General features: G+C 59.4%; 15 protein-coding genes and 5 tRNA genes. 8 read left to right on the top strand and 12 right to left on the bottom strand.

Features of this window, described 5'->3' with window-relative positions:
• The first annotated feature begins 144 nt into the window (after positions 1–144).
• Positions 145–993 (top strand): carboxylating nicotinate-nucleotide diphosphorylase, encoded by an 849-nt coding sequence (gene nadC, locus HRH33_RS04870; RefSeq protein ID WP_167418607.1) that lies wholly within the window; start codon positions 145–147, stop codon positions 991–993.
• A gap of 69 nt (positions 994–1,062) precedes the next feature.
• Here the strand turns inward: nadC and HRH33_RS04865 are convergent, their stop codons facing one another.
• The 4 genes from HRH33_RS04865 to HRH33_RS04850 all read right to left on the bottom strand — a co-directional run bounded on the left by HRH33_RS04865 (position 1,063) and on the right by HRH33_RS04850 (position 3,488).
• Positions 1,063–1,368: a DUF6388 family protein gene (locus HRH33_RS04865; protein WP_034095837.1), complete on the bottom strand. Its 306-nt coding sequence runs from the start codon at positions 1,366–1,368 to the stop codon at positions 1,063–1,065.
• Positions 1,369–1,517: 149 nt separating this feature from the next.
• Positions 1,518–1,590 (bottom strand) — tRNA-Thr (locus tag HRH33_RS04860).
• Between the two features lie 48 nt (positions 1,591–1,638).
• Entirely contained in the window at positions 1,639–3,039 is a 1,401-nt protein-coding gene (locus HRH33_RS04855) for an O-antigen ligase family protein (RefSeq protein WP_167418608.1), read from the bottom strand.
• A gap of 35 nt (positions 3,040–3,074) precedes the next feature.
• Positions 3,075–3,488 carry a pilin gene (locus HRH33_RS04850; RefSeq protein ID WP_167418613.1) on the bottom strand — a complete coding sequence of 138 codons (414 nt, stop codon included), beginning with the start codon at positions 3,486–3,488 and terminating at the stop codon, positions 3,075–3,077.
• Between the two features lie 203 nt (positions 3,489–3,691).
• Here HRH33_RS04850 and HRH33_RS04845 point away from each other — a divergent pair, with 203 nt between their 5' ends.
• From HRH33_RS04845 to yacG, 4 genes are read left to right on the top strand one after another with little or no spacing between them, the layout of a single operon-like run.
• Positions 3,692–4,900 carry a type II secretion system F family protein gene (locus HRH33_RS04845; protein WP_167418609.1) on the top strand — a complete coding sequence of 403 codons (1,209 nt, stop codon included), beginning with the start codon at positions 3,692–3,694 and terminating at the stop codon, positions 4,898–4,900.
• A complete protein-coding gene (locus HRH33_RS04840) occupies positions 4,897–5,763 on the top strand; it encodes a prepilin peptidase (protein WP_167418610.1) in 867 nt (288 codons plus the stop codon). Before HRH33_RS04845 ends, HRH33_RS04840 begins: the two co-directional genes overlap by 4 nt.
• The gene (gene coaE, locus HRH33_RS04835; RefSeq protein WP_034111714.1) at positions 5,760–6,386 is read left to right on the top strand and encodes a dephospho-CoA kinase; all 627 of its coding nucleotides are present in this window, start codon (positions 5,760–5,762) and stop codon (positions 6,384–6,386) included. The genes HRH33_RS04840 and coaE overlap by 4 nt, the downstream gene beginning before the upstream one ends.
• The gene (gene yacG / locus HRH33_RS04830) at positions 6,383–6,583 is read left to right on the top strand and encodes a DNA gyrase inhibitor YacG (RefSeq protein WP_034095831.1); all 201 of its coding nucleotides are present in this window, start codon (positions 6,383–6,385) and stop codon (positions 6,581–6,583) included. Before coaE ends, yacG begins: the two co-directional genes overlap by 4 nt.
• Here yacG and HRH33_RS04825 read toward each other — a convergent pair.
• From HRH33_RS04825 to HRH33_RS04815, 3 genes are all read right to left on the bottom strand, one after another.
• A complete protein-coding gene (locus HRH33_RS04825) occupies positions 6,580–6,795 on the bottom strand; it encodes a hypothetical protein (protein ID WP_003171680.1) in 216 nt (71 codons plus the stop codon). The genes yacG and HRH33_RS04825 overlap by 4 nt on opposite strands.
• 65 nt (positions 6,796–6,860) lie before the next feature.
• The gene (locus HRH33_RS04820; protein WP_034095830.1) at positions 6,861–7,550 is read right to left on the bottom strand and encodes an energy-coupling factor ABC transporter permease; all 690 of its coding nucleotides are present in this window, start codon (positions 7,548–7,550) and stop codon (positions 6,861–6,863) included.
• Positions 7,547–8,014 (bottom strand): FAD/FMN-containing dehydrogenase, encoded by a 468-nt coding sequence (locus HRH33_RS04815; protein ID WP_167418611.1) that lies wholly within the window; start codon positions 8,012–8,014, stop codon positions 7,547–7,549. The genes HRH33_RS04820 and HRH33_RS04815 overlap by 4 nt, the downstream gene beginning before the upstream one ends.
• A gap of 102 nt (positions 8,015–8,116) precedes the next feature.
• Between HRH33_RS04815 and HRH33_RS04810 the strand changes: the two genes are divergently transcribed.
• Genes HRH33_RS04810 through HRH33_RS04800 form a run of 3 tightly spaced genes read left to right on the top strand, consistent with a single transcriptional unit; the run spans position 8,117 to position 10,332 of the window.
• The gene (locus HRH33_RS04810) at positions 8,117–8,746 is read left to right on the top strand and encodes a DUF1780 domain-containing protein (protein ID WP_017845475.1); all 630 of its coding nucleotides are present in this window, start codon (positions 8,117–8,119) and stop codon (positions 8,744–8,746) included.
• Between the two features lie 53 nt (positions 8,747–8,799).
• Positions 8,800–8,973 carry a DUF3094 family protein gene (locus HRH33_RS04805; RefSeq protein ID WP_034095827.1) on the top strand — a complete coding sequence of 58 codons (174 nt, stop codon included), beginning with the start codon at positions 8,800–8,802 and terminating at the stop codon, positions 8,971–8,973.
• Positions 8,974–9,033: 60 nt separating this feature from the next.
• Complete coding sequence (locus HRH33_RS04800; RefSeq protein WP_167418612.1) at positions 9,034–10,332, top strand: NAD(P)/FAD-dependent oxidoreductase; 1,299 nt, start codon at positions 9,034–9,036, stop codon at positions 10,330–10,332.
• Positions 10,333–10,460: 128 nt separating this feature from the next.
• On the opposite strand, the gene HRH33_RS04795 is transcribed toward HRH33_RS04800, so the two are convergent.
• From HRH33_RS04795 to clpB, 5 genes are all read right to left on the bottom strand, one after another.
• Positions 10,461–10,537, bottom strand: a tRNA-Pro gene (locus HRH33_RS04795).
• A gap of 94 nt (positions 10,538–10,631) precedes the next feature.
• A tRNA-Lys gene (locus HRH33_RS04790) sits at positions 10,632–10,707 on the bottom strand.
• Positions 10,708–10,712: 5 nt separating this feature from the next.
• Positions 10,713–10,789, bottom strand: a tRNA-Pro gene (locus HRH33_RS04785).
• Between the two features lie 9 nt (positions 10,790–10,798).
• Positions 10,799–10,874 (bottom strand) — tRNA-Asn (locus tag HRH33_RS04780).
• 300 nt (positions 10,875–11,174) lie between these two features.
• Positions 11,175–13,739 carry an ATP-dependent chaperone ClpB gene (gene clpB, locus HRH33_RS04775; protein WP_034095825.1) on the bottom strand — a complete coding sequence of 855 codons (2,565 nt, stop codon included), beginning with the start codon at positions 13,737–13,739 and terminating at the stop codon, positions 11,175–11,177.
• Between the last annotated feature and the right edge of the window lie 92 nt (positions 13,740–13,831).

The following is a 13,831-nucleotide window of genomic DNA, read 5'->3' as shown; positions in this document are numbered from 1 at the left end:
ACGCCAATTGCAAGGCGCGAGATTATCTTGCAAACCGGGGGGCAAGCGCCAGCGCCCTCTGTGATTTGCGCGCAAATGAGCGGGTGGCTGGGTTCGCAGGCACACAACCCCTATAATCCACGCACTTTGTTTGTGGAGCCTGTTATGCCGAATCTCCGTCTTGCCGACCTCACCGCCGAAATCGAAGCCAATGTGCGCCGCGCACTGCTGGAGGACATCGGCAGCGGCGACATTACCGCGCAATTGATCCCGGCCGAACGACTGGCCAAGGCCACCATCATTACCCGCGATGACGCCGTCATCGCCGGCACGGCGTGGGTGGACGCGGTGTTCCGGCAGTTGGACCCTCGGGTCGCCGTGCACTGGCAGGTGGCCGATGGCGAACGCGTCAGCCCTAATCAAGCGCTGTTTCACCTCGAAGGCCCGGCGCGCTCGCTGCTCAGCGGCGAGCGCAGTGCGCTGAATTTTTTGCAGATGCTGTCCGGCGTCGCCACACGCGCGAAGTACCTGGCGGACTTCGTTGCCGGCACTCATGTCAAATTGCTGGATACCCGCAAAACCCTGCCGGGCCTGCGCCTGGCACAGAAGTACGCGGTGACGTGCGGCGGCTGCCACAACCATCGCATCGGTCTGTACGATGCGTTCCTGATCAAGGAAAACCACATCGCTGCCTGCGGCGGCATTGCACAGGCCATCACGGCGGCGCACAAGATCGCGCCCGGCAAGCCCGTGGAAATCGAAGTGGAGAGTCTGGAGGAACTGCGCGAAGCATTAGCGGCGGGCGCCGACATCATCATGCTCGATGAGTTGAGCCTCGACGACATGCGCGAAGCCGTGCGCCTGAACGGCGGCAAGGCGAAGCTGGAAGCCAGCGGCGGCATCAATGAAACCACCCTGCTGCCCATTGCCGAGACCGGGGTGGACTATATCTCCATCGGTGCGATGACCAAGGACGTGAAGGCGGTGGACCTGTCGATGAGGCTGAGCCTCTGAAAAGCGGCAAGCGGTCAGCGTGACGCTGCAAGGAAGCCGAGTGCCGCCCTTGCAGCTTGCCGCTCTGTTCTAAACCACCAGGTTATTCATCTCGCAATACTCGTCCCAATCCACACCCAGCACCTCGGCCGCTTCCTTGTGCAGGACCAACCGTTGCGCTTCGAACTCTTCCGGTGTCGAGGTGTACTTGAGGGTCAGTTCCCAAGGTTGGAGGCCCTGGCTTTCGGCCTCATCCTCGAATGCCCACTGAATCTGGTCGCGCTGATCATCGGCGCTCAGGTCCTTGATCTCTTCTTTAAGCTGCGGCGATTCCTTGAGGTAGTGCTCAAGAGCTGCTTCGTGCCGGGCTTCCTGGGTCATTTCAGTCGTGGTCATGGTGTTCTCTTAGATCGAGGAATGGGGATGCATCTGGGACATCAGGTTGCGCAGATACAAAAGAACAGGCACGAATGCCGGCTCGTCTGGCCTTCAGAACCATTCTGGGATCAGCTGAAAACATTGCCTTTGAAACAGTGTTGCCTTTGTGCCCGAGACAGGAATCGAACCTGCGACCTTCGCGTTACGAGTGCGCTGCTCTACCGGCTGAGCTACACGGGCGGTGGACTAAAGCTAGCACCGCATCCGGCGTCCGGCAACTCGCGGCCTTCAGCGGGCGATAACACCCTGCGCCCAGAAACGCGGTTGCAGGTAGCTACCCAGGGTGTCGAGGTACTGTCGCTGGGCCTGCTTGATATGGGGCACATCGCGCAGTGCGACAAATACCAGCCATGCAATGGCCAACGCGCTCAACAGCTTCCATGCGCGCCAGGCCAACGGCCATGACGCCGTTACAGGTGTGCGCCAAGGGTGCAGCGCCATCAGCCAGCCCACTACCAGCGCGAGCCAAACCTGGGACGTGGGCATCACCAGCACACCGTCGACCATGGACTGCGTCAGCGCACCGACCAACGCCGCGAACAGACATAAGCGCAGTAGATCCGCACGCTCGCTGAACTGCGCGCGCTCACGCAGCACGACAATCGTGGCCCAGCCACTGCGCGCCGCCAAAAACGCCACGCACAATGTCGACGGCACGCCCCATTCGCTGGCCCACTGCAAAACAGCCTGATGCGGATGGGCGGCAACTTTGTTGGCAATATCGGCAAAGTGCATCGGCCCGAAGCCTAACCACGGCCGCTCAGTCAGCATGTGCCAACCCTGCCACCAGATCGGGCCGCGCCCCGACAGCGAAGTGGTGAGGCGGTCGCTGGCGTCATTGGAGGTGTCGATTCCCAGGTAGGTCGCCAGCACCGTAAACAGCAGCCAGTAGATCCACAAGCCGCTCAGCATCCCCGCCAATTGCCAACCCAACCAACGCCGCCCCCATGGCCCGATCAGTGCCACGACCATGCCCGCCACCGCCATGCCGAGCCAGGTGCCGCGTGTACCGCCGCTGATCGCGATCAACCACCAGGTGCATAGCAACGCAAATGCCATCCCCCGCAATGAGCGAGAGACTGTGGGTAATAGCAAAGGCAGGGCCAACAGCGGCAGCGTGAATGTCTGGAACTGGCCATAAAAGCGCTTGTTGGAAAAGCTGGATAACAGCAGATCAGGATTCATCGTGTGCCCGCCGCTGGCGAACGCAAGCACGCCGGCGTACAGGTACTGGAGGGTTTTGATCAGGCACAGCAACACCACGATCAGCAGCAGCACACGATCCAAAGGCTCGCCGCCGTAACGGCGCAGCGATGCAAAAGCTAACGCGATTGCCGCGCTGCTGACGAACAGCGCCATCTCGGTCAGCGCCCAAAGCGGCTGATGGGCCAGCAGCGAAGACGCCAGGCCCAATCCCACGATGAGCGCCAGCCCCCATGCCGTCTGGCGATCCACCCAGGGCTCGGTCGGGGTAATCGAGCTTCCGTACAGCACCGCACAAAACCCGATGGCAATCTGCATGACCCGCTGTAGATCGTGCCCACTGAACGGTGCACAAATCCCCACCACCAACAGGCACACCGTCACCACCAGGAAAATACTGCCGCGCAGCTGTACGGATAACACCATCGGTTACCTCAACGTCCTTGTGGGTCTAGGCACCGCTAAGCGCCGCCGGCTCCGCAGCCCTTGCCGGCGTATTTGGCCTCGGCCGTGGTGGTGCAGCTCCAGCCGCTGGTGGCGTTGCGTGTCAGCACAATGCTCTTGCCCAGTACGGGCGCCGGTGCATCGAGGATCTCGCAACGGATATCGCCCGCGCCCGTTGCAACGTCCCCTGTCACCTCGATTTTGCAATTGGCGGTAGGGCTGGTGCCGCCGATCAATGCCAGGGTAGGTACGGTGCCCTGATTGAGGGTGTCTTCGTACCCGGCCTTCAATGCGCTGATTTCAGCCAGGCCGGCGGTGAACTTGGCCTTGGCTTGATGGGTGGTGTACATGGGCAGGCCAATGGTGGCCAAAATGCCGATGATTGCCACGACGATCAACAACTCGATCAAGGTAAAACCTTTCTGACGCATCACTCTCACTCTCCAGAATAGAACTCATGACAAGGCGCTTCCTGCGCCCCGCGTTGTGCAGCGGCGCCAGTGTACTCATCCGCCGGTGGTCAATCGCCTGCATGACGCACATTCTGACATTTTATCCACCACCACAGCCTGCCCGCCTTCAGCCCGTGACTAAGCTTTGAAAAACTTCAACGACCTGCGCGCGGAACCGTGACATGAACAACGCTGTAACGCTTTACACCTGGGAAGGCATCAACCGCAAAGGCCGCAAGGTGTCCGGCCAAAGCACCGGACGCAGCCCTGCCGTGGTCAAGGCGCAACTGCGCCAACAAGGCATCCGCCCCGGCCGTGTGCGCAAGTCAATCCCACGGCTGCCAGGCCTGGCCGCGCCGATCAAAGCCGCCGACATAACCTTGCTCACCCGCCAGTTGGCCACGTTGCTGAAGGCCGGTATTCCCCTGCTGCAAGCCTTCGATCTGATCAGCGAAGGTGTCGAGAAGCCGCCTGTGGGTGAACTGCTGCAAAGCCTGAGACAACAGGTCGCCGCCGGCACAAATCTGACTGAAGCGTTACGCAATCACCCGCGTTATTTCGATGAGCTGTACTGCCATTTGGTAGCGGCCGGCGAACAGGCCGGCGCGCTTGAGACGCTGCTGGAGCGCCTGGCGGTTCATCGCGAAAAGAGCGAGCAGCTCAAAGCCAGGATCAAAAAAGCCATGACCTACCCCATCGCGGTCGTAGTCGTGGCCGGGCTGGTCACTGGCGTGCTGCTGGTGCATGTGGTGCCGCAGTTCCAGAGCCTGTTCGCAGGAGTGGACGGTAAGCTGCCGGGCTTCACCCTCGCCGTTATCGCCCTGTCGGAGTTCATGCAACATGCCTGGTGGATCGTCGCGCTGGGGCTTGGTGTGGGGGTTATTGGCCTGCGTCAGGCCTGTCGAAAATCGCCAATCTTTCGCCATTGGCTGGACGCCGGTTTGTTGAAAGCACCGCTGGCAGGCAAACTGCTGCAAAAATCGGCCGTGGCTCGCTACGCCCGTACGCTTTCAACCACCTTCGCGGCGGGGGTTCCGCTGGTGCAGGCCCTGGATTCAGTGGCGGGTGCCGCGGGCTCCGCCCCCTACAAACAGGCAATCGAGCATATGCGTCGCGATGTATCCACAGGTATGCCGTTGAATCACGCCATGGCCACCAGTGGTCTGTTTCCAGGGATGGCGATTCAGATGACGGCAATCGGCGAAGAATCCGGCACGCTGGACTTCATGCTGGAAAAAGTCGCCAGCCACTACGAAACCGAAGTGGATAACCAGGTCGATCACCTCACCAGCCTGATGGAGCCGCTGATCATGGTCGTACTGGGAGGCATCGTCGGGGCGTTGGTCATTGCCATGTACTTACCGATCTTCCAACTGGGGAGCGCATTTTGATCCTGCTGCTGAATGAATCCCCATGGGCCTTTGTCGCCCTGGCTTCGGTGCTGGGGCTGATCGTGGGCAGTTTCCTCAATGTGCTGGTGTGGCGCCTGCCGAAGATGCTTGCACGGGAGTGGCGTGCCCAGGCCCATGAAGTACTTGGCTTACCGGCCGAACCCGTCGGGCCGACCTACAACCTGATGCGCCCAAATTCCTGCTGCCCTCAGTGCGATCATGGGATCAGCCCCTGGGAAAATATTCCGCTGCTCAGCTATTTGATCCTCAAGGGCCGCTGCGCTCACTGCAAGGCAAGGATCAGCCTGCGCTACCCATTCACCGAACTTGCCTGCGGATTGTTGTCGGCGATCGTGGCCTGGCACTTCGGCGTTGGTTGGCAAGCCGGGACAGTATTGCTGCTGACTTGGGGCTTGCTGGCGATGAGCCTGATCGACGCCGACCACCAATTACTGCCGGATGTGCTGGTGCTGCCGCTTATGTGGCTGGGTCTGATCGTCAACAGCTTTGCACTGCTGGTGCCGTTGCCCGACGCCGTATGGGGAGCGGTGGCCGGATACATGAGCCTATGGTCGGTGTTCTGGCTGTTCAAGTTGATCACTGGCAAGGACGGCATGGGCTACGGCGACTTCAAACTCCTGGCCCTGCTCGGGGCCTGGGGCGGTTGGCAGATCGTGCCGATGACCCTCTTGATGGCGTCACTGGTTGGGGTATTTGCCGGGTTGATACTGATGCGCGTGCGCAAGGCCCAGGTGTCCACGCCAATGCCATTTGGGCCCTATCTGGCGATTGCCGGCTGGATTGCATTGCTCTGGGGTGGTCAAATAACCGACTTCTATTTGCAGTCTGTCGGTTTCCAATGAGCACTTCTTCTGTTCCAACCCCGTGGATACTCGGCCTGACCGGCGGCATCGGCAGTGGCAAAAGCGCGGCAGCCCAACACTTTATCGATCTCGGAATCGATGCGGTGGACGCCGACCACGCCGCACGCTGGGTGGTCGAGCCAGGCCGTCCCGCGCTGGCGCGCATCGCCGAGCACTTTGGCGATCGCGTGCTGTTGCCCGACGGCCAATTGGACCGTAGCGCACTGCGCAAACTGATCTTTGAAGTGCCGGAGGAACGCCGCTGGCTTGAAGCGCTGTTGCATCCTTTGATTGCCGAAGAAATTCGCAGCCACCTGGCACGGGCGCGCTCGCCTTACGCGATTCTGGTGTCACCGCTGCTGATCGAGTCCGGTCAGTACAGCATGACCCAACGCATTCTGGTGATCGACGTGCCGCAATCGCTGCAGATTGAGCGTACCCTGCAGCGCGACGGCATCAGCGAGCAGCAGGTGCAGGCCATTCTTAAGGCCCAATCCAGCCGCGAAGACCGCCTGAACCATGCCGACGACGTACTGGTCAATGACAGAGACCTCGCCTGGCTGCACAGCGAAGTCGAGCGACTGCACCACTTTTACCTTACTTTGCGTGGAGGCCGATCATGAGCCAACCCTTGACCGTCGACTGCCCAACCTGCGGCGCACCCGTGGAATGGAAAGCGACCAACCCCAACCGGCCATTCTGCTCGGACCGTTGCAAATTGATCGACCTGGGGGCCTGGGCCGCCGAAGAACACAAGATCCCCGTGGCCCCGGATGCCGAAGACGAACTGTTCTCCGAAGACCTCCCACCCCGCCACTAAGGGCGCATAAAGGCGTATTCCTGCTGGTCGTCGAGGTTTTCTGCCAGGTATTGCAGCTCGTCGGCCAGGTCTTCGAAACTGCGCACGCCCTTGCTTTGCTGCACGACGGCGCTCAGCATGGCGCGCAGGGTCAGGCCCGGATCGAAACCGATCTCCTGTGCCGCGTCCTGGCTTCTGCGAAGTTCCTGCCGTGCCCACTCATACACACTCATGATCCGCACTCCTGGAAAATTTCCCAGAGCATGGGCCTGCCGTGACACAGGGTGTTTGATTTGGATCAACGCAGCGAATCGTCGTCCTTCCAGGGCGCCGAGAGGTAGCGTGTGCGATTGAAGGTTTCCAGCCATTCCGGACAAAACACCACCAGAGCGCTGATCACCGTGCCATTGATAAAGGCTTCGGGGAAGATGATCAGCCACAGATAACCGATGAAGTCTTCCAACCATTCCGGCATGGCGAAAAGACCGTCGAACCACAACAGCCCCAGCCCCAGTAGAAGGCACGCCAATGCCGCCAGCGCTGCTGCCAAAAACCCTGAACAGAAGATATACACAAACGGATTGCGCGGCTGCGCGCGCTCTACCCGCAGTGCGACGCCTTCCGTGATCAGTACCGGCAGCACAATCAACAAAAGACCATTGATGCCGATGGCGGCCAGGTCTTGACGGCCCAGCATCATCAGACCCAGTTGTGCGACAAAACCACCGACAATCGCCAGCGGCCAGTCCAGCAGCAGGGTTACGGCTGTCATGCCAATGAAGTGATAGGAAACGCCGGTATCGAAATCGCGCCGGACCAACCACAGCATAAACAGCGCAAACACGGTGCCGAACAGCAAATGCTGGCGCCGTCGGTCGGCAAACAACTCGACCCACGGCGAACGCAGCACCGCCCACGCCAGCACCGGCGCATACAGCAGCCAGCCGATGCCAAGGGTGGGCGCTGTCAGCACGCCGGCGCTGATCACGGTTTCACCTGCTCCAGGGCCTGGCGCAGTTCAGCCGCGGAGCCGTATTCATGCTGCGCAATCAACTTGCCGCTCTCCAATTGCAGCCACAGCACTTTGTCCACAGCTCCCGGGTAGCGCGGCGCGATGCGCGCATCCCGGTCCAGCATGACCCGGTAGCTGTACGACTGCATGGCAGGTATCGCGAACAGTCTGGCGACCAATCGCGGCATGCGCTGAATGTCGGCGACAAATATCCCGTGACGGGCCTCCAGATAGCCCTTGGGCTGACCTTGCAGCGCGCCGTCGACGATTTTGGCGGCGTCCATGCTGCGGGCCACCAACAAGATTTGCGCCTGGTCATCCAGGGTATAGGCCTGATCGAACTGATCCAACAGTGTCCAAGGCGCGAGGCGCTCGCCGACTTCGACGGCCTGGGCCCATAACGGCAAAAGACTCAGGAACAGCACTACGAATAACTTCACTGCGCACTCCTCATGCTCGCTTGATCGATAGAGCCGCCAGTCTACACCGACCTTTTGCAGCGGGACTTCCTGTGGTCATCATTTGAACGCTAAGCTGCAAGCATGGATGACTCAGATTACTTGCGCCTGCTCACCGTGGCGGCCGAACAAGCCAATGCTTTCCTGTCCAATGCCCGCAAATGGGAGCGTGAGCGTTGGGTGTGCCAGCGCCTGTTGCAAGGCCTGAATGTGCCCTATCGCGCCGAAGAGTTCCACGCCGCCGGGCAAGAGCCGCCGGACGTGCTGTTTCGCGATGCGAGCTTCGAAGTGTTCTTCGTACTGGACGAGGGGCGGCGCCTGAACGACGAATGGCGCGATGAGTTACTGCGTCGACGCAGCGCGTTTTCCCTGAGCCAACTGGTGCGCCGCGAAGCCAAGCCACGGCGCATTCCCGCCCATGAGTTCCTGTTGCGCCTGGCGCCGACGCTGCGCAAAAAGGCGCATAACTACAAAGAGCGCGGGATGGATTTGGGCGAATTGGATATCGTCGCCTTCGCCAGCCTCAAGCGCGAAGTGCTCGACCTTAATAGTCACTTCCCACCGCCGACCGAATACCTGCGCCAAGGCTGGCGCTCGCTGTCGCTGGTGGGGCCGACCTTTGCCCGAGTGCTGTTCGCGCACCCCGATGCGCCGGATTTCTTGCGCAACAATCTGGGCCGCAGCATAGTGTTCGACGTGGGCATCAGCCTCTGATCCCCGCCCTGTAACGTGGCGCCCCTTTGCAACGTCTACCTGACGAGGCCTTTATGACCAGCCGCCTGAAACCCGAAGACCAACAACGTGTCGAAGAATATCTGCAACTCTCCCAGCACAGAGTCGAGCGCAAGCCTTTCAGGCCCTGGCTGCTCCTCTGTGTGGTGCTGGTCGCAGTGATCGGGCTCGGGCTGCTGAGCCGTCTTTTGAGTTACCTGACGCTATGAGCTGCCTGGCGCTCGCGGGGGTAACCGCACCGATTTCTTTTAGCCTTGCGAGATATCCCCATGACCCATCGTATTATTATCGTCGGCGGCGGCGCCGGCGGCCTGGAGTTGGCTACCCGCCTGGGTAAGACTCTGGGCAAGCGCGGTACCGCCAACATCACGTTGGTCGATACCAACCTGACCCATATCTGGAAACCCCTGCTGCATGAAGTGGCTGCCGGTTCTCTGAACTCTTCGGAAGATGAACTCAATTATGTCGCCCAGGCGAAATGGAACCACTTCGAGTTCCAGCTGGGGCGCATGAGCGGGCTCGACCGTGAGCAGCAGAAAATCCAACTGGCCGCCACCCTCGACGAAGAAGGCCGCGAATTGGTCCCTGCGCGCGTATTGGGCTATGACAGCCTGGTGATCGCCGTCGGCAGCACCACCAATGATTTCGGCACCGAAGGCGCGGCGCAACACTGTCTGTTCCTCGATACCCGCAAACAGGCCGAGCGCTTTCACCAACAATTGCTCAACCACTACCTGCGCGCCCATGCCGGGCAGACCGATGTGGTGGAAAAAATCAGCGTCGCCATCGTCGGCGCCGGTGCGACCGGTGTTGAGCTGGCCGCAGAACTGCATAACGCCGCCCATGAACTGGCGGCCTATGGCCTGGACCGGATCAAGCCAGAGAACATGCACATCACGTTGATCGAAGCCGGTCCACGAGTACTGCCCGCCCTGCCGGAGCGCATTGGCGGCCCGGTCCATAAAACCCTGGAAAAACTGGGAGTGACGGTGCTCACGAATTCGGCGGTCAGCGAAGTAACGGCTGATGCGCTGATCACCAGCAGCGGCCATGTGATTCCAGCCAGCCTGAAGGTGTGGGCTGCCGGGATTCGCGCGCCGGGTTTCCTCAAGGACATCGACGGCCTGGAAACCAATCGCATCAATCAACTCCAAGTGCTGCCGACGCTGCAAACCACCCGCGACGAAAACATTTTCGCTTTCGGCGATTGCGCCGCCTGCCCGCAGCCGGGCACTGACCGTAACGTCCCGCCACGGGCCCAGGCCGCGCATCAGCAAGCGTCGCTGTTGGCCAAATCCCTCAAGCTTCGGATCGAAGGCAAACAATTGCCGACGTACAAGTACACCGACTACGGCTCGCTGATCTCGCTGTCGCGATTCTCGGCGGTGGGTAACCTGATGGGTAATCTGACCGGCAGTGTGATGCTGGAGGGCTGGCTGGCGCGGATGTTCTATGTATCGCTCTACCGTATGCACCAGATGGCGCTGTATGGCGTGTTTCGTACGGCAATGCTGATGTTGGGCAGCAGGATTGGACGTGGGACGGAGCCGAGGCTCAAGTTGCACTGACAGTAAGGCCAGAGGGGGCTTGCTCGATATGAGAGCAAGCCCCCTCTTCACATGCGATCAGCCAAACTTTTGAGTTTTTGCGCGCACAAAAAAAATCCCCGTATCTTTCGATACGAGGATTTTTAATATGGTCGGGGTAGGGGGATTCGAACTCCCGACATCCTGCTCCCAAAGCAGGCGCGCTACCGGACTGCGCTATACCCCGGTAATAAAAAGGCGACCTTTCAGTCGCCTTCTTCGATCAGCGCTTTTGGCCTCTGATCTTAAGATCTGATCCCAGCGTTAACTGGTTTCAAAAATGGTGGGTCGTGTGGGATTCGAACCTACGACCAATTGGTTAAAAGCCAACTGCTCTACCAACTGAGCTAACGACCCAAATATGGTCGGGGTAGGGGGATTCGAACTCCCGACATCCTGCTCCCAAAGCAGGCGCGCTACCGGACTGCGCTATACCCCGATTTGAAATTGGCTCCGTGACCAGGACTCGAACCTGGGACCCAATGATTAACAGTCATTTGCTCTACCGACTGAGCTATCACGGAACTTAGCATTTCAAACGTACAACTTACTGCTTTTTACTTCTTCTTCGACGCTTGCGTATCGCTACGTTCGTGTCTCTGAGGCGCGCTATTCTACAATCTTAAAAACCCCTGTCAACCCTTTAAATTGCTTTTAAGACAATGATTTGCGCTTGTTTCTGATTTCTTCTTGGGGAGAAGAAACCCGTGGGTTGACGTTGCTGCGGGGCGCACTTTACAAGCCTTTGCCTTACAGTTCAACGCCCTAGCGAAAAAAAAGGCCCCGCAATGCGGGGCCTTCTCTTATCAACCGGCAGTCAGGCCTCAGTGGAAGACGATTTCGTCGTTTTCCACGCTGGCTGTGACGCTGGTTCCCGGCATAAAACTGCCCGAGAGGATCAACTGCGCCAGCGGGTTTTCGATCCAGCGCTGGATCGCACGTTTCAGAGGGCGTGCGCCATACACCGGGTCGTAACCTACCGCGATCAGTTTGTCCAACGCTTCGCTGCTCAGTTCCAGCGACAGCTCGCGTTCGGCCAGACGACCACGCAGGCGGCCCAACTGGATCTCGGTGATGCCGGCGATCTGATCCCGCGCCAATGGCTCGAAGATCACCACTTCATCGACCCGGTTGATAAATTCCGGGCGGAAGTGCGAGGTCAACGCGTCCATCACCGCTGCACGCTGAGCCTCACGATCTCCTACCAATTCCTGGATCTGTGTAGAGCCCAGATTGGAGGTCATTACGATCACCGTGTTGCGGAAATCCACCGTACGCCCGTGACTGTCGGTCAGACGGCCATCCTCCAGCACTTGCAGCAGGATGTTGAACACATCCGGGTGAGCCTTCTCGACTTCATCCAGCAGGATGACCGAGTAAGGTTTGCGCCGCACAGCTTCGGTCAGGTAGCCGCCCTCCTCGTAGCCCACATAGCCTGGTGGCGCACCGATCAAGCGAGCGACCGAGTGTTTCTCCATGAATTCGGACATATCGATCCGCACCATGGCCTCTTCAGTATCGAAGAGGAACTCGGCCAGGGCCTTGCACAACTCGGTCTTACCCACACCGGTCGGGCCGAGGAACATGAACGATCCACTTGGACGGTTCGGGTCGGACAACCCTGCGCGGGAACGCCGCACCGCGTTGGATACCGCCACGACGGCCTCTTCCTGACCGATAACGCGCTGATGCAACAGGCTTTCCATTTTCATCAGCTTATCGCGCTCGCCTTCCAGCATCTTCGACACAGGAATGCCGGTCCACTTGGAGACAACCTCGGCAATTTCTTCCTCGGTCACCTTGCTGCGCAGCAACTGGTTCTCGCTATGGCCATGCTGGTCGACCATCTGCAGGCTGCGCTCCAGATCGGGAATCACCCCGTACTGCAACTCGGCCATACGGTTCAGGTCACCTTTACGGCGTGCGGCCTCCAGCTCCTGACGAGACTGCTCGATTTTTTGCTGAATCTGAGCAGAACCCTGTACTTCGGCTTTCTCCGAGGTCCAGATTTCTTCGAGGTCCGAATACTCCCGCTCCAGACGCTGAATTTCCTCCTGGAGTTTTTCCAGGCGTTTCTTCGCCGCGTCGTCCTCTTCCTTCTTGAGGGCCTGGGATTCCACCTTCAGCTGGATCAAGCGCCGATCCAAACGATCGAGTACTTCCGGCTTGGAGTCGATTTCCATACGGATACGGCTCGCCGCTTCGTCGATCAGGTCAATCGCCTTGTCGGGCAACTGGCGGTCGGTGATATAGCGATGGCTCAATTTGGCCGCCGCAATGATCGCCCCGTCAGTGATCGCCACCTTGTGGTGAACCTCATAACGCTCTTTGAGGCCACGCAGGATTGCGATGGTGTCCTCTTCGCTCGGTTCCTCCACCAGCACTTTTTGGAAGCGCCGCTCAAGCGCCGCGTCCTTTTCGATGTACTGACGGTATTCGTTAAGCGTCGTGGCGCCCACGCAATGCAGCTCACCGCGAGCCAGCGCCGGCTTGAGCATGTTGCCCGCATCCATGGAGCCCTCGCCTTTACCGGCGCCGACCATGGTGTGCAGTTCGTCGATAAACAGAATGATCTGCCCTTCCTGCTTGGACAGCTCGTTCAGCAGGGCTTTGAGGCGTTCTTCGAACTCACCACGGAACTTGGCACCGGCGATCAGCGCCCCCATGTCCAGAGACAACAGACGCTTACCTTTGAGGCCATCCGGCACTTCACCATTAATGATGCGCTGGGCTAGACCCTCGGCGATCGCGGTTTTACCTACGCCAGGCTCACCGATCAGCACCGGGTTGTTTTTGGTGCGACGCTGCAGTACCTGGATGGTGCGACGAATTTCATCGTCACGACCGATCACTGGGTCGAGCTTGCCGTCTTCGGCGCGCTTGGTCAGGTCGACGGTGTATTTGTCCAGAGCTTGGCGCGACTCCTCATGATTAGGGTCGTTCACCGCGTCGCCACCGCGCAGGTTGTTGATGGCGTTTTCCAGGGCTTTCTTACTGACGCCCTGACCCAGCAACAACTTGCCCAGTTTGCTGTTCTCGTCCATGGCGGCGAGCAGCACCAGTTCACTGGAGATGAACTGGTCACCTTTTTGCTGAGCCAGACGATCGGCCTGGTTCAACAGGCGCGCCAGATCCTGGGACATATTTACGTCGCCAGTGGGGTTTTGGATTTTCGGCAGTTGGTCGAGCTCTTTGCTCAACTCCTTGCGCAGGCTGTTGACGTCAAAGCCCACCTGCATCAGCAAGGGCTTGATGGAACCACCTTGCTGCTCCAGGAGCGCCTGCATCAAGTGCGCAGGCTCAATGGCCGGGTGGTCGAGGCCCACCGCCAAGGATTGAGAGTCCGATAAGGCCAACTGCAATTTGCTGGTTAAACGATCAATACGCATTAGTCACCTTCCTTTTGAGCAGGCCGGATCTATAAACACATCCTGAATGAAGAAACCTGCCAGATACCCTTATAGATGTGGTCGATTCTGGG

This window comes from Pseudomonas rhodesiae, assembly GCF_013285305.1.
GTDB lineage: Bacteria > Pseudomonadota > Gammaproteobacteria > Pseudomonadales > Pseudomonadaceae > Aquipseudomonas > Aquipseudomonas rhodesiae.
This window is presented reverse-complemented; position numbering and strand designations above follow the sequence as displayed.